23 protein-coding genes are annotated in these 23,739 nt (G+C 32.7%); 22 read left to right on the top strand and 1 reads right to left on the bottom strand.

Features of this window, described 5'->3' with window-relative positions:
- Nucleotides 1–62: 62 nt before the first annotated feature.
- The 17 genes from D6T69_RS04495 (at nucleotide 63) to D6T69_RS04415 (ending at nucleotide 19,021) form a co-directional block, all read left to right on the top strand.
- Nucleotides 63–590, top strand: a complete 528-nt coding sequence (locus D6T69_RS04495; protein WP_125066646.1) for an inorganic diphosphatase — start codon at nucleotides 63–65, stop codon at nucleotides 588–590.
- A gap of 120 nt (nucleotides 591–710) precedes the next feature.
- Nucleotides 711–3,140: a sodium-translocating pyrophosphatase gene (locus D6T69_RS04490; RefSeq protein ID WP_125066645.1), complete on the top strand. Its 2,430-nt coding sequence runs from the start codon at nucleotides 711–713 to the stop codon at nucleotides 3,138–3,140.
- Nucleotides 3,141–3,629: 489 nt separating this feature from the next.
- Nucleotides 3,630–3,821 (top strand): hypothetical protein, encoded by a 192-nt coding sequence (locus D6T69_RS04485; protein WP_125066644.1) that lies wholly within the window; start codon nucleotides 3,630–3,632, stop codon nucleotides 3,819–3,821.
- Between the two features lie 588 nt (nucleotides 3,822–4,409).
- Nucleotides 4,410–5,039 carry a hypothetical protein gene (locus D6T69_RS04480; RefSeq protein WP_125066643.1) on the top strand — a complete coding sequence of 210 codons (630 nt, stop codon included), beginning with the start codon at nucleotides 4,410–4,412 and terminating at the stop codon, nucleotides 5,037–5,039.
- Nucleotides 5,040–5,106: 67 nt separating this feature from the next.
- Entirely contained in the window at nucleotides 5,107–5,619 is a 513-nt protein-coding gene (locus D6T69_RS04475) for a TlpA family protein disulfide reductase (protein ID WP_125066642.1), read from the top strand.
- A gap of 366 nt (nucleotides 5,620–5,985) precedes the next feature.
- Nucleotides 5,986–8,145, top strand: a complete 2,160-nt coding sequence (locus D6T69_RS04470) for a peptidase domain-containing ABC transporter (RefSeq protein ID WP_125066641.1) — start codon at nucleotides 5,986–5,988, stop codon at nucleotides 8,143–8,145.
- A 93-nt stretch (nucleotides 8,146–8,238) separates the two neighbouring features.
- Nucleotides 8,239–9,555: an aminodeoxychorismate synthase component I gene (gene pabB / locus D6T69_RS04465; RefSeq protein ID WP_125066640.1), complete on the top strand. Its 1,317-nt coding sequence runs from the start codon at nucleotides 8,239–8,241 to the stop codon at nucleotides 9,553–9,555.
- Between the two features lie 66 nt (nucleotides 9,556–9,621).
- Nucleotides 9,622–10,134 (top strand): hypothetical protein, encoded by a 513-nt coding sequence (locus D6T69_RS04460; protein WP_125066639.1) that lies wholly within the window; start codon nucleotides 9,622–9,624, stop codon nucleotides 10,132–10,134.
- Complete coding sequence (locus D6T69_RS04455; protein ID WP_125066638.1) at nucleotides 10,134–10,958, top strand: alpha/beta hydrolase; 825 nt, start codon at nucleotides 10,134–10,136, stop codon at nucleotides 10,956–10,958. Before D6T69_RS04460 ends, D6T69_RS04455 begins: the two co-directional genes overlap by 1 nt.
- Before the next feature lie 11 nt (nucleotides 10,959–10,969).
- Nucleotides 10,970–12,283, top strand: coding sequence for a tRNA lysidine(34) synthetase TilS (gene tilS, locus D6T69_RS04450; RefSeq protein ID WP_125066637.1), 1,314 nt, complete (start codon nucleotides 10,970–10,972; stop codon nucleotides 12,281–12,283).
- Between the two features lie 25 nt (nucleotides 12,284–12,308).
- Entirely contained in the window at nucleotides 12,309–14,270 is a 1,962-nt protein-coding gene (locus D6T69_RS04445) for a protein-disulfide reductase DsbD family protein (protein ID WP_125066636.1), read from the top strand.
- Between the two features lie 78 nt (nucleotides 14,271–14,348).
- Nucleotides 14,349–14,921, top strand: a complete 573-nt coding sequence (locus D6T69_RS04440; RefSeq protein ID WP_125066635.1) for a DUF4126 domain-containing protein — start codon at nucleotides 14,349–14,351, stop codon at nucleotides 14,919–14,921.
- 32 nt (nucleotides 14,922–14,953) lie between these two features.
- Nucleotides 14,954–15,316: a hypothetical protein gene (locus D6T69_RS04435; RefSeq protein WP_125066634.1), complete on the top strand. Its 363-nt coding sequence runs from the start codon at nucleotides 14,954–14,956 to the stop codon at nucleotides 15,314–15,316.
- 40 nt (nucleotides 15,317–15,356) lie between these two features.
- Nucleotides 15,357–16,892, top strand: coding sequence for a YifB family Mg chelatase-like AAA ATPase (locus D6T69_RS04430; RefSeq protein WP_125066633.1), 1,536 nt, complete (start codon nucleotides 15,357–15,359; stop codon nucleotides 16,890–16,892).
- A 135-nt stretch (nucleotides 16,893–17,027) separates the two neighbouring features.
- Nucleotides 17,028–18,035: a TlpA family protein disulfide reductase gene (locus D6T69_RS04425; RefSeq protein WP_125066632.1), complete on the top strand. Its 1,008-nt coding sequence runs from the start codon at nucleotides 17,028–17,030 to the stop codon at nucleotides 18,033–18,035.
- Between the two features lie 103 nt (nucleotides 18,036–18,138).
- Entirely contained in the window at nucleotides 18,139–18,432 is a 294-nt protein-coding gene (locus D6T69_RS04420; protein WP_240628360.1) for a hypothetical protein, read from the top strand.
- An 82-nt stretch (nucleotides 18,433–18,514) separates the two neighbouring features.
- A complete protein-coding gene (locus tag D6T69_RS04415) occupies nucleotides 18,515–19,021 on the top strand; it encodes a ferritin (protein WP_125066631.1) in 507 nt (168 codons plus the stop codon).
- A gap of 100 nt (nucleotides 19,022–19,121) precedes the next feature.
- Here the strand turns inward: D6T69_RS04415 and ahcY are convergent, their stop codons facing one another.
- Entirely contained in the window at nucleotides 19,122–20,438 is a 1,317-nt protein-coding gene (ahcY, locus tag D6T69_RS04410) for an adenosylhomocysteinase (protein WP_125066630.1), read from the bottom strand.
- A 62-nt stretch (nucleotides 20,439–20,500) separates the two neighbouring features.
- Between ahcY and D6T69_RS04405 the strand changes: the two genes are divergently transcribed.
- From D6T69_RS04405 to arfB, 5 genes are all read left to right on the top strand, one after another.
- Entirely contained in the window at nucleotides 20,501–21,127 is a 627-nt protein-coding gene (locus tag D6T69_RS04405) for a 4'-phosphopantetheinyl transferase family protein (protein WP_125066629.1), read from the top strand.
- Nucleotides 21,128–21,337: 210 nt separating this feature from the next.
- Nucleotides 21,338–21,598: a hypothetical protein gene (locus D6T69_RS04400; protein WP_073182558.1), complete on the top strand. Its 261-nt coding sequence runs from the start codon at nucleotides 21,338–21,340 to the stop codon at nucleotides 21,596–21,598.
- Nucleotides 21,582–22,214 (top strand): nicotinamide riboside transporter PnuC, encoded by a 633-nt coding sequence (pnuC, locus tag D6T69_RS04395; protein ID WP_125066628.1) that lies wholly within the window; start codon nucleotides 21,582–21,584, stop codon nucleotides 22,212–22,214. The genes D6T69_RS04400 and pnuC overlap by 17 nt, the downstream gene beginning before the upstream one ends.
- Nucleotides 22,175–22,828 carry an AAA family ATPase gene (locus D6T69_RS04390; protein ID WP_125066627.1) on the top strand — a complete coding sequence of 218 codons (654 nt, stop codon included), beginning with the start codon at nucleotides 22,175–22,177 and terminating at the stop codon, nucleotides 22,826–22,828. Before pnuC ends, D6T69_RS04390 begins: the two co-directional genes overlap by 40 nt.
- Nucleotides 22,829–23,328: 500 nt before the next feature.
- Entirely contained in the window at nucleotides 23,329–23,730 is a 402-nt protein-coding gene (gene arfB, locus D6T69_RS04385) for an alternative ribosome rescue aminoacyl-tRNA hydrolase ArfB (RefSeq protein ID WP_125066626.1), read from the top strand.
- Nucleotides 23,731–23,739: the final 9 nt, after the last annotated feature.

The following is a 23,739-nucleotide window of genomic DNA, read 5'->3' as shown; positions in this document are numbered from 1 at the left end:
AAAATCTAATAAATTACTACTTTTGCAAACCGATTTTAGAAACGAAGAAAAGTTAAGAATATATGACCGCAAAAGAAAGAAAAACAGTTGATGTTTTAATTGAAATACCAAAAGGAAGTAGAAACAAGTACGAATACGATTTTGATTTAGGAAAAATTCGCTTTGACAGAATGTTATTCTCATCAATGATGTATCCTGGAGACTATGGATTTATTCCTCAAACTTTAGCGTTAGATGGTGACCCATTAGACGTATTAGTATTGGGTGCTGAACCAACATTTCCAATGTGTGTTATGGAAGTAAAGCCAATTGGTGTTTTCCACATGGCTGATGAAAAAGGACCAGATGAAAAAATCGTTTGTGTACCTGTATCAGACCCAATCTGGAACAAATACAATGACTTATCTGACTTAAACCCACACCGTCAAAAAGAAATCACTCACTTCTTCCAAGTATACAAAGACTTAGAAAAGAAAAAAGTTGATATTGGAGACTGGGGTAATGCTGATGAAGCCTACGAAATATTAGATAAATGTTTAGAGCGTTATGAAAATAGCGAACATAAAACAAATGGAGATTTTACTATCTAATTTATAAAAAAACTCCTTTTATAAAACAAAAAACCTCTCAGTTGCAACTGAGAGGTTTTTTGTTTAGTTATTGATTTTGTTATATTTACGAACACTTATAACTAATCAAATAACAATAACATGAAACAAAACATGATATATGTGCCTATTATTTTGGCACTTTTAGGACTCATTTTTATGTATATAAAAATGGTCTGGGTTAAAAAACAAGATGCAGGAAATGATAAAATGAAATCTATTTCAAAAAGTATTAAAGAAGGAGCTCTTGCTTTTTTAGCTGCTGAATATCGATTATTACTAATCTTTGTTGTTATCGCTTCATTAGCCTTATTCGGAATCTCTCAAGTAGTAGAAACAACAAGTATTATGATTGTTCCTGCATTTATTATCGGAGCAATATTTTCTGCACTCGCAGGAAACATAGGAATGCGAATCGCTACCGATGCTAATGCACGAACCGCAGAAGCTGCAAAAACTAGCCTGCCCCAAGCTTTAAAAATATCTTTTGGTGGTGGAACCGTAATGGGACTTGGTGTCGCTGGTTTAGCTGTTTTAGGTCTAAGTTTATTTTTTCTAATATTTGTTGGTCAATTTATTACAGATGGAGGTAACTTTTACAATGAAATGACTGTTGTATTAGAAGCCTTGGCTGGATTTTCTTTAGGAGCTGAATCTATTGCTTTATTTGCTCGTGTTGGTGGAGGTATTTATACCAAAGCTGCCGATGTAGGTGCCGATTTAGTTGGAAAAGTAGAAGCAGGAATTCCTGAAGACGATCCTCGTAACCCAGCAACCATTGCAGATAACGTTGGTGATAATGTTGGTGATGTTGCAGGTATGGGGGCCGATTTGTTTGGTTCGTACGTAGCAACCGTACTAGCAGCCATGGTACTAGGAAACTATGTTATTAGAGATATGTCTATAACCTCACCTTTTTCTGATCCCTTTAACGGAATGGGACCTATTTTACTTCCTTTAGTAATTGCAGGAGTTGGTATTATTGCTTCCATTATTGGAACTTTCTTGGTAGGAATTAAGGATAATAGTGCAAAAGAAGCACAAGTACAAAAAGCACTAGATACTGGAAACTGGGTCGCTATTATTTTAACATTAATAGCTAGTTTCTTCTTGATTAAATGGATGCTTCCTCAAACAATGCAAATGAAGTTCTTCGGAGAAGGCTTTAAAGAAGTAGCAGCTATCAATGTGTTTTGGGCTGCCTGTATTGGTTTAGCTGTAGGAGCATTAATCTCAATGGTTACAGCTTATTATACCAGTTTAGGTAAAAAACCAGTGTTAGCTATCGTACAAAATAGTGCTACAGGTGCTGGAACCAATATTATTGCTGGTTTAGCGGTAGGTATGAAATCTACTTTTTTATCTGTTTTATTATTTGCAGCAGCTATTTATGGCTCATATTATTTCGCTGGATTTTACGGAGTTGCTTTAGCAGCTTCAGCAATGATGGCAACAACGGCAATGCAATTAGCTATTGATGCATTTGGTCCTATTGCAGATAATGCGGGTGGAGTTGCTGAAATGAGTGAATTAGAAGATCACGTCCGTGAACGTACCGACATATTAGATTCTGTAGGAAATACTACTGCTGCAGTTGGTAAAGGATTCGCCATCGCTTCCGCAGCTTTAACAGCCTTAGCTTTATTTGCTGCTTATGTAACCTTCACAGGAATTGACGGAATTAACATTTTTAAAGCAGATGTATTAGCAATGTTATTTGTCGGTGGAATGATTCCTGTTATATTCTCAGCATTAGCCATGCAATCGGTAGGAAAAGCAGCTATGGAAATGGTCCATGAAGTTCGTCGTCAGTTTAGAGAAATTCCAGGAATTATGGAAGGAACTGGTACTCCTGAATATGCAAAATGTGTAGATATTTCAACCAAAGCTGCTTTAAAAGAAATGATTTTACCTGGATTAATTACTATTATTACCCCAGTAATTATCGGGTTAATTTTTGGTGCTGAACCTTTAGGTGGTTATATGGCAGGTGTTTGTGTGTCAGGTGTTATGTGGGCTATTTTCCAAAACAACGCTGGTGGTGCTTGGGACAATGCTAAAAAATCGTTTGAAGCTGGTGTTGAAATCAACGGAGAAATGACTTACAAAGGTTCTGATGCGCATAAAGCTGCTGTAACAGGTGATACTGTTGGTGATCCTTTTAAAGATACCTCTGGACCATCAATGAATATTTTAATTAAACTTACGTGTTTAGTTGGTTTAGTTATTGCCCCAATATTAGGCGGACATACTTCTTCTGAAACACATGAAGAGACAGAAAATATTAAAGTTTGGATTGACAAAAATGGTGAAAAACACGAAATAAAACTTTCTACTGATGCTGAATTTACTACAGAGAACAAGTTAGAAAATATCATTAAAGTAACTATTGAAAAGAATGATGATGGTACTGCTAAAGCAATTATTTCTACTACAATTGTTAAAAACGGTGAAGAAACAACTGAAGAAAAAACTTTTGAAGGTACTTTAGAAGAAGTTGAACAAAAAATTAAAGAGTACGAAAATAAATAAAAGCTAAACACACCTCATAAAAACTCAAACCCGATAGCAGTATTGCTATCGGGTTTCTTATTTTTCTATACCCCACACCACATATTACTCAAGAATAAAACCCCAAAAAAACAAACAAAACACTAACTTAAATGTTAAAAAACAATACAAAATTTAAAAAATGTTTGTTTTATAAAAATATGTTTTTAAATTAGCCTTGCTAAAGAAATAAAAAAAGAATTGCTGATTACCGAAATTGCTGATTACCGAAATTGCTGATTACCGAAATTGCTGATTACCGAAATTGCTGATTACCGAAAATTCTACATTATTTCTTAACAAACCTAAAAGTTAATACCGTAAGGGTGCTAAAAATATTTTTGTGCAAGAATGGTCATAAAGCTATGAGTGACTAAAAAGAAATCATGGAAAAGTTAAATTATTAAATGCTATTCAAATGGTTAAAATTATACTACTTATAATAGCATTTATATTAAAAATTATGTTATTATGAAAACATTAGAATTAAATCAAATGGAAAATCTTCAAGGAGGAGAAATGTCACAAGCGTGTAAAAGAGCTTTAACTACTATGGCAGTTTCATTTACTATTGGTCTTTTTACTGGTGGTATAGGTGCTGCAGTAGGTTTTGGATTAGCTTCTGCTAATATGTCAATGTCTTGTGGAAGAGGAGACTTTTAAAATAATAATAATCTAGCTAAATACTCTAAATAATTTAAACGGTTGGAGTATTTAGCTACAATAAAATATCATAATGAAAAAAATCATGTTATTATTAGGTATCTTAATGTTAATTATATGTTCTTTCTTTTTATATAAGAGCATTAAAAGCTTTAGCTTAGAAAATAATGATTGGGTGTATACTATTATTTATGGGTTGTTGGAGTTAGCTTTAATTTATTACTTATTCAACAACTTCATAAAAAGTAATAAATAATTAAACAATCTGACTTACAAAAATGTTAGCTTTTTACTAAACTAAAACATATATACAATAGGAGTTGTTGATATTAAATCATGAACTTTTGTTTTTACCTCTTTAGTTTTATTAAAACAACAAAATTAAGAATATGCTAATGACATTTTTAGATAAAATGAAAATATATTTTACATTTGTTATACTTGCTATTTTAATTATTTTAAATAAGTTTTTAAAGATATTAGATTTACCTAATTATCTTTATAGTTTATCGTACTTCATTGCTGGGACTTGTTTATTTATTGTTTCTTGTATTAAGAGAGTAGACAAACAATAATGCTTTACCCAAAATGAAAAAGAAACTATTATTTATAATCATCATACTTTACATTTTTGCCTCTTACTTAACTAATAAATTTCTTTCCTTAGAAGATTTAATATATGGTTTTTACTCAGAGCAGTTTGCTAAAGAACAAATAGAGCAAATAATTCAAAATCAAGAAAAATGGTCATGGATAAGTTATGCTATAATCCCTGTTTTAGTCTTAATAAGAGGAGGTTTAGTTGCCTTATGCTTAAACGTTGGCTTGTTTTTTTACGACACAGAAAACAAGATAAAATTTAAACAACTATTTAGAATAGCCCTGTTAGGAGAGTTTGTGTTGGTATTGGTAGGTTTTGTAAAACTACTATACTTTTTATTTATAAAAACAAACTATACCTTACAAGACATTCAACAGTTTTATCCTCTAAGCTATATTAATTTTTTAGATATTGAAAATTTAGAACCTTGGCTTATATACCCTTTACAAACCATTAACTTATTTGAAATAACCTACTTTTTTGTACTGGTATATGGAGTACACAAACTACTAAAAAACAACTATTGGAAAAGTTTTGAAATCACCGCAGCTAGTTATGGTACTGGCTTGGTTATTTGGTTAGGGTTAGTGATGTTTTTAACCTTAAACCTAACCTAGTCTAAGGTTAGTTCAAAAAGTTCATTGAGCGTAGTCGAAATAAAAAATAGTTAATAAAAATAATATAATGAAGAAAAAACTCAAATTAGTTATAGGAATTATATTGCTAGCAATTGTTACTTTTTTAGGCTATAAAATAACTACCAAGCTCAGCCATAAAAAGGAAGTAGCACGACGTATTAAAACCATCCCTAACTTTTCCTTTACAACCCTAAACGGAGAAAATTTTACGCAAAACAACTTACAAAATAAACCCACGGTTTTTGTCTATTTTAATACTGAGTGTGACTATTGTCAATCAGAAGCTACAAAAATTCAAAAACGCTTACAAGATTTTAAACACACGCAATTGATATTTGTTTCTTATGAAAAAAAAGAGCAAATCATACAGTTTGCTATAAGCTATAAATTAGATAATCAAAAAAATGTTACTTTCTTAGAAGATACCAAGGCTAAGTTTGCCACTATTTTCGATGTATACTCTATACCCTATATCGTAGTATATAACAAAAACCAAGAACTACTGCAAAAATTTAAAGGAGCTACCAAAATAGAAGATATTTTAAAAGTCATTCCGTAACAAAAAATGGCATGAAAGAAAAAATACATTTTAATGGTAAAAAAAGTAAATTTTAGATAAAAGAAATGTTTTGTTGATTTGAGTGAAGGAGAAGATACTGTATTGTTATAGTAAATACATCATTACCAAAAAGCAGTATCCCTATCTAAACGTAGAAATAGTGAACGAAGAAACAGAATTGCGGTGCGGAGCATAACGCATGAAGTTTACTGAGAGAACGATACGGAGTAATTTCCTTGTTTAGACTTGATTTTTTGTTTCGTTTTTTATCAAAAAAAAATGAAACCGACATAATTGAAAAGTTTAAAAGTTAAATAGTGACTTATTTTTTGTAAAACTGTGTAAACCCTGTTAGAAAATAAATTTATGAACAAAAAAAACATTCATAAAACCCATGTATTACAACATGACCAATCTGATTGTGGAGTGGCCTGTTTATTATCGTTAATTCAATATTACGGAGGAGCAAACTCCATAGAAAAATTAAGAGAATTAAGCGGTACAACACGCCAAGGAACCACCTTATTAGGTCTATATCAAACTGCCAACCAAATAGGTTTTACAGCACAAGGTAACGAAGCAGACATTCAAGCATTGATAGATCATGATGCCCCATTAATACTACACGTACTTCTAGAAAACAAATTACAACACTACGTGGTTTGTTATGGGTTTAAAAACAACCAGTTCATCATAGGCGACCCAGGAAAAGGAATTTCAACCCTTACTAAAGAAGAACTAGAAAAAATATGGATTTCTAAAACCTGCTTAACCCTAAGCCCTAACGAAAAATTTATAAAAGCGGAAGAAACAAAAAAGTCAAAAAAACAATGGTTTTTTCAACTATTACAAGAAGATAAGCAATTACTCACCACAAGTATCGTACTAGGAGTAGGAATTGCCGTATTAGGAATGGCAATGTCTGTATTTTCTCAAAAACTAATCGATGATATTTTACCATCACAAAACACCAAAAAATTAATATCGGGCATTGGGCTTCTAACCTTTTTGTTACTAGTAAGAATTGGCTTTACCTCCTTAAGAGAATTGTTATTAATACGACAATCAAAAGACTTCAACAACCGAATAATTGACTCTTTTTACACCTCTTTACTCCATTTACCAAAACCTTTTTTTGACACCCGTAAAATAGGAGAATTAGTAGCGAGATTAAACGATACAAACAGAGTGCAAAAAGTAATCAAGTTCATAGCCAGCAATGTAGTTATTGATGCTTTAGTTGTATTAGTATCGTTTGGTTTTTTATTTTTCTACTCATGGAAAGTAGGTATTATCGCTTTGGTTAGTTTGCCTATTTACTTTTTCATAATATACCGATTCAATCATAAAATTATCAAATCGCAAAAAGAAGTCATGCAAAGTTATGCCCTAAACGAAAGCAATTACATCAGCTCAATGCAAGGCATAGCCACTATAAAAAACTACAACAGGCAATCATTCTTTCAAAAGATAAATCAATTAGTATTTGGTAACCTGCAAAATAAAATTGTTGATTTAGGCAAAATAAATGTACGTTTAGCACTACTCTCAGGTACTGCAGGAGTCTTGTTTTTAATGGCTATTTTATCATATACCTCATACCAAGTATATCAAAAGCAAATGCTATTAGGAGAATTAATGGCAATATTAGGTATTGCAGGCTCGCTATTACCATCAATAACCAACTTAGCTCTAATTACCATACCTATAAACGAAGCAAAAATAGCCTTTAACCGTATGTTTGAGTTTACATCGATAGAAAAAGAGAAACAAGGAACAATAGAACTCACAAATTTTGAACACCTACAAATAAACGACCTATCTTTTCGTTTTGCAGGCAGAAGTCAACTATTAAAAAAAGTAAACCTTACCATAAAAAAAGGAGAGCTCTCAGCAATTGTTGGAGAAAGCGGAAGTGGCAAAAGCACCTTAGGACAAATACTACAGAAATTCTACGATTTTGAAAACGGGACAATAATCGTCAATAAAAAAGACACTCTTAACGATATTGAGTTAACTAGTTGGAGAAACTTAGTAGGAGTTGTACCACAAGAAATCACCATTTTTAACGGTAATGTATTAGACAATATTTTATTAGGAAAAGAAGGCACCCCAGAAAACGTTGTAAAATTTTGTCAAGAACACGGTTTTGAAGAATTCATTAAAGAATTTCCACAAGGATATACTACAATACTAGGAGAAGAAGGAGTGAATTTATCAGGAGGGCAAAAACAAATCATAGCCCTAGCACGTGTTTTATATAAAAAACCACAATTGCTTATTTTAGACGAAGCCACTGCTGCTATGGATAGAAAAACTGAAAAGTTCAGTATCCAATTAATTACTAGATTAAAAGAGCAAATGGGCGTACTGTTTATTTCCCACCGTTTAGAAACCCTAAAAAAATATGCCGACACTATATATGTATTAGAAAAAGGAGAAACCACCATAAAAGGAAATCATAAGCAATTATTAGAAACCTCAAATTTTTATAGTGATTATTGGAAAGAGTTAGCGATTAGTTAGCTGAAGTTACAAAAAAAAAAGAATAACCCTATAAATTATATAAAACCCAAACCCGATAGTAGTATTTCTATCGGGTTTCTTATTTTTGTGGCAATGTCAAGAACCGTCCGTATTTTTTCTATAGACACCCCTGAACTCTTCAAGCAAAAACTGTTTGTTTGGGCTAAACAATTTGAAACAGCTATTTGGCTAGATTCTAACAATTACGAGCAACAATATAGCTCTTTTGATTGCGCTTTAGCTATAGAAGAGTTTACTTCTATTAAAACAGACTACCACAACGCTTTTGATAAGCTAAAAGAATATCAGTCTTTCACTAAAGACTATATCTTTGGCTACATTAGTTATGATGTTAAAAATGATGTAGAAAAACTAACTTCTAAGAATTTTGACGGACTTCATCTTCCTGATTTATATTTTTTTCAACCTCAAAAACTACTATTCATCAAAGGAAATACTGTTGAATTTCATTACTTACAAATGATTGATGATGAATTAGAAGAAGATTTTGAAGATATTATTGAAACAAACCCTTCTATTAATAATTATGAACAAGAAGAAACAGATGAAGTAAAAATAAAACTACGTATCCATAAAGATGAATACTATCAAAAAGTAGAAAAAGTATTAGAACATATACATAGAGGAGATATTTATGAAGCTAACTTCTGTCAAGAATTCTATGCAGAAAACACAGTTATAAACCCCTATAAAGTATACACACAATTAAACAAAATATCGGAACCTCCATTTGCTACTTTTTTCAGAAACGACAATCATTACCTACTATCTGCAACTCCCGAACGATATATTAGAAAAGAAAATTCTAAAATTATTTCGCAACCTATTAAAGGGACAGCAAAACGTTTGATTGACCCGATTGAAGATGAAAAAATAGCTTTTGATTTAGCTCGTGATGAAAAAGAACGGTCAGAAAATATTATGATTGTAGATTTAGTTCGTAACGACTTATCAAGAACAGCTAAAAAAGGAAGTGTCCAAGTAGAAGAACTATGTAAAGTATATTCGTTTAAGCAAGTACATCAAATGATTTCTACCGTAGTTTCAGAAATTGAAAATACCACACATCCAGTTGATGTAATTAAAGATACTTTTCCTATGGGAAGTATGACCGGAGCTCCAAAAATTTCTGCCATGAAAATCATTGAAGACCTAGAAGAAACCAAACGTGGCCTATACTCTGGAACCGTAGGCTATTTTACTCCTAATGGCGACTTCGATTTTAACGTAGTTATCCGAAGTATTTTATACAATTCCGAGAACAAATACGTTTCATACTCAGTTGGTGGGGCTATTACAGCAAAATCTACTCCAGAAAAGGAGTATGAAGAATGTTTACTCAAAGCCAAGGCTATGAAATATGTTTTAACGCACACTAACAAAAGTTAACTATATTTATAGCAAATACTCAGAAAAAGTATTTCTAATCAAAAAACTATTACAAAAAATAAAGAGATGAAAAACACAATTAAACTTATACTGTTCGTTGCTATCATTGCATCAATGACGTCTTGTAAAGCAAACAAGTATTCATTTTTAAACGATTATCCTACTAAAAATGTTCCTTTGGTTGATAGTACAAACTTTAGCAATCATGTAGAGGGTAAATTATTAACAAAACCACAACAAGAGCTTTTAAAGCTTCCTTCAATTTTTGAAGAACAATTAAATGAAGAGAACGCTAAAATTGGCATTTCTTATCTTCCTAAAATATCAGAAAATTTTCAATCAGTAGTATATTATTTCTATCCAAATAATACTGAGTTAATCTCTATGTTGGTGACTTACGATAAACAATTTAATATAATTAATAGTCAAGTATTGGCTTATGACGAAATTGCGGAAGGAATGTTAAAAACTACCTCTACTCTTAATAAAAATAGTATTGAATTAGTTGAATATATTTCTGACGCTCCTTCTACTATTATTTTTAATATTTTAGAAGACGGAAATATTACAAGAGACTAATGACACACCATACATTCACATTCAATTTTCATAAAACTGAGTTTTTTGGTCAGTATTGGCAACCAGAAACTGTAAAAGCCATAGTGGTAATTATTCACGGAATGGGAGAACATTCTGGAAGGTATAAACATGTTGCAAAAAAACTAACCGATAATAATTTTGGTGTAGTTACTTTTGATCATTTTGGTCATGGAAAAACAACAGGGAAAAGAGGACACAATCCAGGGTATAATTATGTATTAAAAAGTGTTACTAAACTTATTGAAAAAACTAAAGAGGTTTTTGGTGATAAACCTACGTTTTTATATGGGCACTCTATGGGAGGCAACACTGTAATTAATTACACGCTTAGAGAAAAACATCATCTAAAAGGAGTCATAGCTACCAGTCCTTTTTTACGTTTAGCTTTTCAGCCGCCTACTTGGAAACTTTCGTTAGGAAAAATAATGCAAAAAATAGCTCCCTCAATTACTTTAGGAAATGAGTTAGATGCTAACGATATATCTCGCGACCCTATTGAAGTTGAAAAATATATAAATGACTCATTAGTTCATGATAAAGTAAGTCCTAATTTTTCTTTATCATTTATTGATGCTGGTGAATGGGCTATAAAAAATGCACCTTCTTTAAAAACACCAATGTTACTATTACACGGTACAGGTGATAAAATTATTGATTATAAAGGCACGGAGGCTTTTGCTAACAATACGCCTAAAGCTAGTATAAAACTATACGAAGGAGGATATCATGAGTTACAAAATGACTTATGTAAAGAAGAAATGCTACAAGATGTTGTAAACTGGCTAAACACTCAATTACAATAATTATTATTCACATGCTCCAACAATTAGCAAAACATATTGACGAACAATTTTCTTTTTTAAAAGAAAAAAAGTTACTAATTGCTATTTCTGGGGGAGTTGATAGTGTTGTACTAACACACCTCTTACATCAACTACAGTTTAATACTTCGTTAGCACACTGTAATTTTCAACTAAGAGGAAAAGAAAGTGATTTAGATGAACTCTTTATTAAAGAGTTAGGAAAAAGTTTGAACATTCAAACATTTACAACACGCTTTAACACTAATGAATATACTACTAAAAATAAATTATCAACACAACTAGCAGCAAGAGAGTTACGTTACAGTTGGTTTGACTCCCTAAGTAAAGAAAATAATTTTGATTATATATTAACAGCCCATCATGCTGATGATAATTTAGAGACATTTTTAATTAATCTCTCTCGAGGTACTGGTTTAGAAGGCTTAACAGGAATTCCTTCAATTAATAAAAATATCATTAGACCTTTACTTATTTTTTCTCGTGAAGAGATTATAACCTTTGCCAAAAAAAATAATATTGAATGGCGTGAAGATGAAAGTAATTCAGAAACCAAATATCTTCGAAATAAAATACGCCACCAGATTGTACCTACACTAAAAGAATTGAATGACAGCGTTTTAAAAAACTTCAATAAAACAATTGATCATTTAAAAGAGTCTCAACAAATTATTGATGATAAAATAGCGGACATTACCCATGAAATTGTCTCAAAAGAGGGAGATTTATTAAAAATAAATATTGAAAAACTGTTAAAGTTATCCAACCCAAAAGCATACCTCTACCAGCTGCTAAAGTCCTATAAATTCACGGAATGGAACGATGTTTACAACTTGATTTATGCACAATCTGGCAAGCAGATTTTAACAAAATTTTATACTTTGTTGAAAGACAGAGATTTTTTATTACTTTTACGCACTAATGAAAAAAGTTCCTTTGAAAAGGAATATTTCATTATTAGGGAGGAAAACAAAGAAATTACAGCACCGATAAAGCTGCAACTAAAAAAAGTTCTAAAAAAAACTAACATTAATAAAGAAAACATTTATGTTGATTATGAACTTCTTAACTTCCCTCTAAAACTCAGACGGTGGAAATCCGGCGACTTTTTTTATCCTAAAGGAATGATAGGTCGAAAAAAAGTAAGTAAATATTTTAAAGACGAAAAAATATCAATTGTAAACAAAAATAAAATTTGGTTGCTCTGTTCTAGTAAAAACGAAGTTATTTGGATAGTAGGAAAACGACAAGATAGACGCTTTTTACCAACAGAAAAAACAACCAAACTATTAAAAATTAGTATTTAATTAACCCCATCAAACTACATATAGAATGAAAAAATTCTTTACTCTATTTTTATTATTCATAGGTTTAGCGGTTTATTCTCAATCTGACGATAACCCCGTAGTTGTTACTCCTAAGGTAGAGAAAATCTCTGATACTGAGTACGACTTAATTTTTGACGTGTTAATTGCTGAAGACTGGCATTTATATTCTCAATACAACCCTGAAGATGCTTCACTACCTATGACAATTGCACCAGCAGAAGGACAATCTGGATATACCTTAAATGGTAAAGCCAAGGAAAGTGAAACAGAAACTCAGTTTAGTGAAATCTGGGGAAAAGATGAGATCTTTTTTGTTGAAGAAGGTAAGTTAATACAAAGAATTACTGTTTCTGATTCTACATTAACAAAAGTTACGTTAAATCTTGACGCACAAGTGTGTAAAGAATACTGTTTACCTTTTGATGAAGACTTCACATTCTCATTAACAGGAGAAAAAGTAACACAAACAGTTGCTGAAGTTGATGACAAAAGTAAAGAACTATCTCAAACTTTAAACTTAGACTTAAAAAATACCGTATTATTAAAAAGTTCGACTGAATCAAGCTCAGGTGAAGAAGAAGACAATAGCCTATTAAACATTTTCTTACTAGGTTTTGTTGGTGGATTATTAGCTTTCTTAACTCCATGTGTATTCCCAATGGTTCCTTTAACTGTATCTTTTTTCACAAAGCGTACTGAGAAAAAAGGAAAAGGTGTTGGTAGTGCTGTTTTATACGGTTTCTTTATCGTATTAATATATGGGTTAATAAGTCTTCCTTTCCATTTCTTAGACACGTTAGATCCTGAAATATTAAACAGTATTTCAACGAACATTTGGTTAAACTTATTTTTCTTTGTTGTTTTAATATTCTTCGCAGGTTCTTTCTTCGGATTTTATGAATTAACATTACCTAGCTCTTGGAGTAATAAGGCTGATAGTGCATCTAATGTTGGTGGAGTAATCGGAATTTTCTTCATGGCATTAACTTTAGCTATTGTATCATTCTCTTGTACAGGTCCTATTTTAGGATCATTATTAGCAGGATCATTAAGTGGTGGTGCTATGCAATTATCAGTTGGTATGGTTGGGTTTGGTTTAGCTTTAGCTTTACCTTTTGCTTTATTTGCAATGTTCCCTAACTGGTTAAACACATTACCAAAATCTGGTGGATGGTTAAATACTGTTAAAGTTGTTTTAGGATTTATTGAATTAGCTTTTGCTTTCAAATTCTTATCAAATGCAGATTTAGTAGGTCACTGGGGATTATTAAAAAGAGAAATCTTTATTGGTATATGGGCATTAATTGCATTTTTATTAGCGCTTTACCTATTTGGATTTATTGGTAAAAGATATGGTAAAATGACTCTTTTTAGAGTATTAATGGGAATTGGTGCTTTAGGTTTAGCTGTATATTTAGCTCCTGGAGTTATGGAGAAACCAGCTTGGAGCCAAAATGAATTATTAAGTGGATTTGCTCCACCTAAATTCCACAGTATCTATCAAAAAGATAATCACTGTCCTCTTAACTTAAACTGTTTTAAAGATTTTGATGAAGGTATTGCTTACGCAAAATCAGTTAACAAACCAGTATTATTAGATTTTACAGGATGGGCATGTGTTAACTGTCGTAAGATGGAAGAGAATATTTGGAGTCAACCAAACATCTACTCTTTAATTAATGATGATTATGTATTAATTTCATTATATGTAGATGACCACCAAAGAACATTACCAGAAGAAGAGCAATTTGACTTTATCAAATCTAACGGAAAAGTAAAGAGAATTAGAACTTATGGTGATAAGTGGGCTACTTTACAAGCTGCTAACTTTAAAACAGCTTCTCAACCATTCTATGTATTAATGAGTCCAGAATTAGAGGTATTAAACTCACCTCAACAATATACAGATCATACAACTTACTACAATTGGTTAAAAACTGGTTTAGATAGATTTAACTCTAACTAATTTAGTATTCGTATTATAATATTTAAAAGCCTCTTTTTAAAAAAAGAGGCTTTTTTTATATCTTTCAATAAAAAATATATGACACCAGAAACTATTATCAGCATATTTTTAGGAATTGGCTTAGCTGCTTCTGTAGGGTTTAGAGTCTTTTTACCTCTATTTGCGTTAAGCTTAGCAGGATATTATAATGTTATTCCATTAAATGAAAACTGGCTGTGGGTAGCAAGTACTCCTGCTATTATAGCATTAGGAGTAGCTACAATATTAGAAATATTTGCATATTATATTCCTTGGTTTGATAACCTACTCGATACCATAGCTGTTCCGTTGGCTGCTATTGCCGGCACTGCTGTAATGGTTTCAACTGTAGCAGATTTATCCCCTGTTATCACTTGGGCTTTAGCAATTATTGCTGGTGGTGGAACAGCTACAGCCATTAAAGGCACTGCTGCCTCTACTCGACTCACCTCTACAACAACAACTGGTGGAATTGCTAATCCGGTTATTTCAACTGTAGAAACAGGTACTTCTGTGGTGATGTCAGCTTTTTCTATTTTTTTACCTATAGTCGCTATTATTTTAGTCGTTTTAATATTTATAAGTATTCGTAAAATGTATCGATATATTTTTCCTAAATCAAAAAAGGCATAATTATTGGTACTACTTTTATAAATCTAAACTTTATGAAAAATATTATTACTACCGTTTTTTTAATAGCAGTCGTATTTTCTACTACCGCTCAAGAAATAGATAAAAAGGAAAAAACTCCTAAAAGTATTTATACCTTTTCTAACGTCTCTACAAATTTTTATGATTCATCAACAATAAATAAAAATCTAAATTTAAATGAATTATCATTTTTTATTGTAAGTCAACAAGACATTGACAATAACTCTTTTTCGATTCCATTTAATAAACTAAGTAAAAAGCCAACTTCATTAATTTATGATGATTATACCGATTATCAGAACAACAATCTTTTAAAAGGTTTCTTAAAAAAGAACGACCCAACTCGTTGGAATCCACAACAAATGCGATTACAGTAAATTTTATTTTTTTCTCTATCTTTAACGAAAAGAGAAAAATATGCTAGTAAAAGTCTATGGAAGTGCTGTTTTTGGTATTGAAGCAACCACAATTACCGTTGAAGTAAACATTGATAAAGGTATAGGATACCACTTGGTGGGGTTACCTGATAAAGCTGTAAGTGAAAGTTCGTATCGAATCTCTGCTGCTTTAGCCAACAACAGTTACAAACTCCCTGGAAAGAAAATCATTATTAACATGGCACCTGCCGATATACGTAAAGAAGGTGCTGCCTATGATTTAACTTTAGCTGTTGGAATTTTAGCTGCCTCCAATCAAATAAAATCAGAACAGATTGACGAATATATTATTATGGGAGAACTTTCTCTTGATGGAAGTTTACAACCTATAAAAGGAGCTCTACCTATTGCTATTAAAGCTCGTGAAGAAGGTTTTAAACACTTCATCCTTCCCAAAGAAAATGCTAAAGAGGCTGCTATTGTTAATGACTTAAATATTCTTGGGGTAGACAATATTATGGAAGTTATCAATCATTTCGATGGTAATAAACTAATTGTACCTACAACCGTTGACACCCGCGCTGAATTTTACAAACATATTGATTTTCCAGAATTTGATTTTGCTGATGTAAAAGGGCAAGAATCTATAAAACGTTGCATGGAAATTGCCGCAGCTGGCGGACATAATATTATTCTTATCGGACCTCCAGGAGCGGGTAAAACAATGTTAGCAAAACGCTTACCTTCCATTCTTCCTCCTATGACCTTACACGAAGCTTTAGAAACAACTAAAATACATTCCGTTGTAGGAAAAGTAAAGAATACTGGTTTAATGTATCAACGTCCCTTTCGCTCACCACATCACACAATATCTGATGTTGCACTCGTAGGTGGAGGACAATATCCTCAACCTGGAGAAATATCTTTGGCACATAATGGTGTTTTATTTTTAGATGAACTTCCCGAATTTAAGCGTACAGTTTTAGAAGTAATGCGTCAACCATTAGAAGATAGAGAAGTAACCATATCACGAGCACGTTTTACCGTAAACTACCCCAGTAGTTTTATGTTAGTCGCTAGTATGAACCCTAGCCCTTCCGGTTATTTTAATAATCCTGACTCTCCTGTTACTTCCTCTCCTGCTGAAATGCAGCGATATTTAAGTAAAATTTCTGGTCCTTTGTTAGATAGAATTGATATTCACATTGAAGTTACACCAGTGCCCTTTGATAAACTTTCTGATGAACGAAAAGGAGAAAGTAGTGTAGATATTAGAAAAAGAGTTACCCATGCTCGTGAAATACAAACAACTAGATTTAAAGACTTTGAAAACATTCATTACAACGCACAAATGAATGTAAAGCAAATTCGTGAATTTTGTAAATTATCAGAAGAAAGTAAGAATTTATTAAAAATCGCCATGGAAAAGTTAAACCTATCGGCTAGGGCTTATGACAGAATTTTAAAAGTATCTCGTACCATTGCTGATTTAGCTTCATCCAGAAATATACAATCCGAACATATTACCGAAGCAATTCAATATAGAAGTTTAGACCGTGAAGGTTGGTTAGGGTAATTATAAGATTAGAATTCAGGCAGGTATACAACTTTAAAACAGTTAGGAAAATGTTAAAAAATTGCGCTTTCATTTAAAATCACTAATTTAGACGCTTATTATAACGCTGGATAGCAAAATTAAACATACACCCTAATGAAAAAACTAGTTTACTTATTGGCATTTTCTATTGCCTTAGTTTCATGTAAAGAGGAGCAAAAAGATTATGTGACTTTTTCTGGAAAAATCACTAACAAAAACTCTGAAACTGTTACCATCTCAAACCCTCAATTTAAATTCAACAAAGTAATTAAAGTTGGTGAGGATGGAACTTTTAAAGATACTATGAACGTAAAAGATGGTTTCTACAGACTTTTTGATGGTAAAGAATATGCTACTTTATACTTAAAAAATGGAGCCGACATTAATATGACGCTTGATGCTAAAGAATTTGACGAAACCATAACTTATACGGGTGTTGGTTTTGAAGAAAGTGCTTTCTTAGCTCAGTCTTCTCTAAATCAAGAAAAATTATTCGGAGATAAAGAATTAATGGATTTACCAGAATTAGACTTCAGATCTAAAGTTTCTTCTTTTGTTGATGATTTTAACAAAAGATTTGAAGGAGCTTCATTAGATTCTACTTTCGTAGCAAATCAAAAACAAAGTATTGCTGGTTTAGAAAAGTACTTAACTAAAATGTACAACGACAAGCAATACATTGCTAAAAACTTAGCTAAAGGTGCTGATTCTCCTAAGTTTGTTGATTATGAAAACAATGCTGGTGGTACTACTTCTTTAGATGATTTAAAAGGTAAGTATGTTTATATCGATTTATGGGCTACTTGGTGTCAACCATGTAAAAACGAAATCCCATTCTTAAAGAAAGTTGAAGAAAAATACCATAATAAAAACATCGAGTTCGTAAGTATTTCTGTTGACAGACAAAAAGACTATGAGACTTGGAAAAAAATGATTGTTGATAAAGAATTATCAGGAGTTCAATTATATGCTAAAGAAGATAAAGCTTTTATGGATGCGTATAGAGTATCAGGAATTCCAAGATTTATTTTATTAGATCCAGAAGGAAAGATTATAGACTCTAATGCTCCAAGACCTTCTAATCCTAAATTAGTTGAGTTATTTGATTCATTAAATATCTAGTCTTAAAAGACATTTTATAATAAAAAAGCCCGCAAATTTGCGGGCTTTTTTATTGCTTACATTATTCTTCTTTAGATTCATTAAAAATAATTATATTTGCCGAATGAATTTTTTAACAGAAGATGTATCGTTTAAAATATCTTGTGGTGGCAGAAACTGCTACCAACTAGATTTAGGCTATAAAGTAATAGACTTTACTTTTTGCCAACTATTAACCTTCAGGAAAAAAGTATTAGAATACACTTCTTACGAATCATTAGAAACGATTATCGACGGAGATAACTTCGTACTCCTTTTTGCAGCAGACAACAAGCATGTATTATTCTTAGAAGTACCACAACTTATAGAATTAAGAGAACTTCTTTTATCTGTTTTCAAACAGAAAACCCTTTACTAAGACTAGCTTTAAATTAGCCCCTCTATTCTTTTTAGAGTCTTATAATCTGTATCTTTATAGTATTAAAACTAAACAAAATATTATGGAAACAGCAATAAGAAGAGACATGATTTTAGATGTGGAAGTAGTTGATTTGCTAAACCACCAAATAACGATGGAGCAACAAGCTTCTTCTAAATACTTAGCCATGGCATCATGGTGCGATCAAAGAGAACTTAGAAATAGCGCCGCATACTTTTATAAGCAAGCTGAAGAAGAAAGAGAGCACATGATGAAAATATTCAAATTTATTAACGATAACGGAGGTAGTGCAATGTCACCTGTAGCTACTGAAGTTGCTCACGAATTTGAAAGCTTACGAGCTATTTTTGAAGCTTCGTTAGATGCAGAAATAGAGGTTACCAAATCTATTCACCACGTATTCAAAACCGCAAGAAAAGTAGGCGATTTCACTTCTGAAATCTTTTTACAATGGTTTGTAACAGAACAAGCGGAAGAAGAAGAAAAAGTAAGAGACATTTTAGACTTAATCGATTTAATGGAAGGTATGCCTTTAAAAATGATTGATGAGCGTATTCCTACTGAATAAAACGTTTATAAACAGTATAAAAAAATCCCGCAACAATGTTGCGGGATTTTTTAAGTCTTGATTCTTGATTCCTGATTCTAAAAATCTTGACTCTAAGAATCTAGTATCTATAGTGTTCTGGTTTGTATGGACCTTCTACAGTTACTCCAATATACTCAGCTTGGTCTTCACGTAACTCAGTTAACTCTACACCAATCTTAGCTAAGTGTAATTTTGCTACTTTTTCATCTAAGTGTTTTGGTAACATGTACACCTCGTTTTTATACGCATCAGAATTATTCCATAACTCGATTTGCGCTAAAGTTTGATTTGTAAATGAGTTAGACATTACAAAACTTGGGTGACCAGTAGCACAACCTAAGTTTACTAAACGTCCTTCAGCTAATACAATAATATCGTTTCCTTTAACTGTATACTTATCAACTTGAGGCTTAATTTCAACCTTAGTATCTCCGTAAGTATCGTTTAACCAAGCCATTTGGATTTCATTATCGAAGTGACCGATGTTACAAACGATAGTCTTATCTTTCATTGCTTCGAAGTGCTCAGAACGAACGATATCTTTGTTACCAGTAGTAGTAATTACGATATCAGCCTTACCTACAACAGTTTCTAATTTCTTTACTTCAAAACCATCCATAGCAGCTTGTAATGCACAAATAGGATCAATTTCAGTAACAGTAACGATAGAACCAGCTCCACGGAAAGACGCCGCAGTACCTTTACCAACATCACCATAACCACAAACCACTACTCTTTTACCAGCTAACATTACATCCGTAGCACGACGAATTGCATCAACTGCAGATTCTTTACATCCGTACTTATTGTCAAACTTCGATTTAGTAACCGAGTCATTTACGTTAATAGCAGGCATTGGTAACGTTCCGTTTTTCATACGCTCGTATAAACGGTGTACCCCTGTAGTAGTTTCTTCAGATAAACCTTTAATTCCAGGAGCTAACTCAGGGTATTTATCTAAAACCATATTCGTTAAATCACCACCATCATCTAAAATCATGTTTAATGGCTTCTTATCTTCACCAAAGAATAATGTTTGTTCAATACACCAATCAAACTCTTCCTCGTTCATACCTTTCCAAGCATACACAGGAGTTCCAGCAGCAGCAATAGCAGCAGCAGCTTGATCTTGCGTAGAGAAAATATTACAAGAACTCCAAGTAACCTCAGCACCTAAAGCCTGTAACGTTTCAATTAAAACCGCAGTTTGAATTGTCATGTGTAAACATCCTGCAATTCTTGCTCCCTTTAAAGGTTGCTCATCTTTATACTCTTCGCGTAAACTCATTAACCCTGGCATTTCAGCTTCTGCCAATTCAATCTCTTTTCTTCCCCAATCAGCTAAAGAAATATCTTTAACTTTGTAAGGAACATATGTCGCGGTTTTTGTGCTCATATTTTTGTATATTTATGTATCTTAAATTTGAGTCGCAAAATTACGAAATAACTTTCTAAAATATGCCTCTTTACAAAACATTAACGGTAAACAACCATGCTAAAGCATTGATTTGGAAGATTGAAGAATCTTTTGAACAACTTTCTAACGGTGTTTCTTTAACAAAAGGAAATCAGCAAAGAGTAAACAATATGAAGTCCGATTTACACCAAAGAGGCTTTATGAGCGTACGTCATTTACTAAAAGAAGTTGGCTATACCGATGATGATTTACTATACGATGGTTACGGAAAGCCACACTTAAAAGACGGTAAATTCATTTCAATCACCCATTCATTTACCTTTTCGGCAATTATTATTTCCGATACACAACCTGTGGGGATAGATATTGAAATGCAGCGCGACAAAATTGTGAAAATCGCACACAAGTTCACTCCTATAGAAGAATACAAATCCATAGCCAACCACGATGCTTTAGTTAGTAAACTCACCATTGTTTGGGGTGCCAAAGAAAGTTTGTATAAAATCTACGGAAAGAAAAAATTGCTCTTCTTAGAAAACATTTATATTGAAGACTTCTCTTTTGATACCAATCAAACCACTGGAAAAATCTTGTACGAAGGACAAACCTCTGAGTACGACATCCACTTTTTAGAAATGGAAGGATTCACCTGCGTGTGCGCTTGTTAAAAAAACACCTGCTCTAAATCACAACTTTGCCACTATGAGACTTTGAAGCTCTACATCTTAGCAACTAAAAAACTCTGTAACTTCCAAACTTTGAAACTTTGCCACTCCAAAACTTTGAAACTCTACAACCCCAAAAAACCTCCCAAAACCTTTCCTGCGTAACAACAACTTAACTTTAGTAACTTTGCATCTTTCTAATTAGGAACAACCATGAAAATATCCGTAGAATTGACCTTAAGTCCGCTTCAGAACGAATTTGAAGAACCAATTATCAATTTCATCAAAAAACTAAGAGCCTCGGGATTAACCGTATTAGAGAATCCTTTAAGTACGCAAGTGTATGGAGATTATGATACCGTGATGCGTTTGGTTACTTCAGAATTGAAAAATGCCTTTGAATTAATTGACAACGGATTGCTATTTATGAAAATCGTAAAAACCGATCGTAGCGATTATGAGCCAACTTTTTGATTTCCTTTTTGGGCAGTATGCTGATTACAACCCTATTGATGTTTCGCTAGAAATTATCGCCGTTATCTTTGGTTTTTTATCCGTTTGGTATTCTAAACAGAATAAAATTTGGGTATTCCCTACGGGGATGATAAGCACTGCTATTTTTGTGTACCTCTTGTTAAAGTGGGAACTGTTAGGCGATATGATGATTAACGGTTACTACTTTATTATGAGTGTATACGGCTGGTATATCTGGACGCGAAAAGTAGATGCTACACATGTAACTCCTATTTCAAGAACAACATCTAAAGAAAAAAAACAAAGCGTAGCCATATTTGTAGCCACCTTAGTTTTTGTCTATGCTGTGTATACCGTTTTTGATAAATGGACAAGTTGGACAGCTTATGTAGACACCGTTACCACTGCCATTTTCTTTGTTGGAATGTGGCTCATGGCAAAACGAAAAATAGAAAACTGGATTTATTGGATTATTGGTGATATTATCTCCGTTCCTCTCTACTTTTACAAAGGATTTACCTTTACTAGTTTTCAATATTTATTATTTACCTTTATAGCAATTGCAGGATATTTAGCATGGAAAAAGCACTTACACAGCAACCCATCAACCTTGTAAAGGTGGTATTATTTGGACCTGAAAGCACAGGAAAAACAACGCTTTCTGGTCAGTTAGCGCGTCATTACAATACCGTTTGGGCTCCCGAATTTGCTCGTGAATACTTGCAAGGCAAGTGGAACAACGAACGTAAAACTTGTGAGCAACACGATTTAATTCCGATTGCTGAAGGACAAATGGACTTGGAAAATGAATTGGCTAAAAAAGCGGATAAAGTACTCATCTGTGATACCGATTTGTTAGAAACCAAAGTATATTCTGAAGAGTATTATGGCGGATTCGTAGATCCTAAATTAGATGAAGCTGCGATTGCAAATACCTACGATATTTATTTCTTAACCTATATCGATACGCCTTGGGAAGCCGACGATTTGCGCGACAGACCCGAGCAACGATTGGAAATGTTTAAAGCCTTTGAAAATGCGTTGAAAAAGTACAACCGTCCGTATGTGCTGTTAAAAGGAAACAAAGAAACCCGTTTGAAAAAAGCAGTCGCAATTATTGATGCGTTACTTACTAAAAAAGAAAACTTATACTCTTTTTCCGACACCCTTACCGATTTAGACATGCACTTCATGCACCAATCACCCGACACACCTAACTACGATATGTAAGTATCGCTAAACGTCATTCCGAACGACGAAGGAGGAGGAATCTCATCAATAAGAGTAACTACTATCCTTTAAAACTCCCAACACCCAACTTTGAGATTTCTCAGTCGCACACTCCTTCTAAATGACGTACGTTTTGTCATTTCGAGCGATAGCGAGAAATCTGCTTAATTCTAGTTACGAATACCCTTTAAAGTTCCCAACACTCACCAATAAGAGTCACTTCTATTAGTAAGCCCCCTTTACAAACAACAATAGATTATTTATATTTGAAACTCCTGCTTTTACAGGAATACAGTAACACCTATTAAAGTAGGTTGACTAAAATTTTAAAGCTGTCAATTCGAGTGAATTTTGCGATTGAAAAGAGCATAATTTGTATCAAGAATTTAGGACTTAGACGCTGGAATAGTTCTCGATAAAATTTTTATCTCGTTAGCACTTGATAAAAACCACTCGAACTGACATTGGAAGTTAATTCCGTTAATGCATTCACTAACACTATGAACAAAGAACAACTTTTAAAAGAACTCAACTTTAAAGCCGTACGAAGCTCTGGTGCGGGCGGACAGCATGTAAACAAAGTATCCTCTAAAGTAGAATTAAGTTTTACAATTGAAGACTCATTAGGACTCTCGGACAAAGAAAAGGCTCTACTCCTTAAAAACTTAGCGAACAGACTTTCTAAAGAAAACACGCTTATACTAAGCTCACAAGAAAGCCGCTCACAACACCGCAATAAAGAATTAGTTACCGAACGCTTTTTTAACCTTTTAGCACAAGCCTTGGTAGTACCCAAAGTACGCAAAGCTACCAAACCTAAAAAAGCAGCGATTGCTAAACGTTTGGATGCTAAAAAACAACAGGCTGAAAAAAAAGAAAACCGAAAAAAGTTTCGGTTTTAACATGGTTTA

This window comes from Tenacibaculum singaporense (assembly GCF_003867015.1).
Classification (GTDB): domain Bacteria; phylum Bacteroidota; class Bacteroidia; order Flavobacteriales; family Flavobacteriaceae; genus Polaribacter; species Polaribacter singaporensis.
The sequence above is the reverse complement of the archived record's forward strand: the minus strand, read 5'-3'. Positions and strand labels throughout refer to the sequence as shown.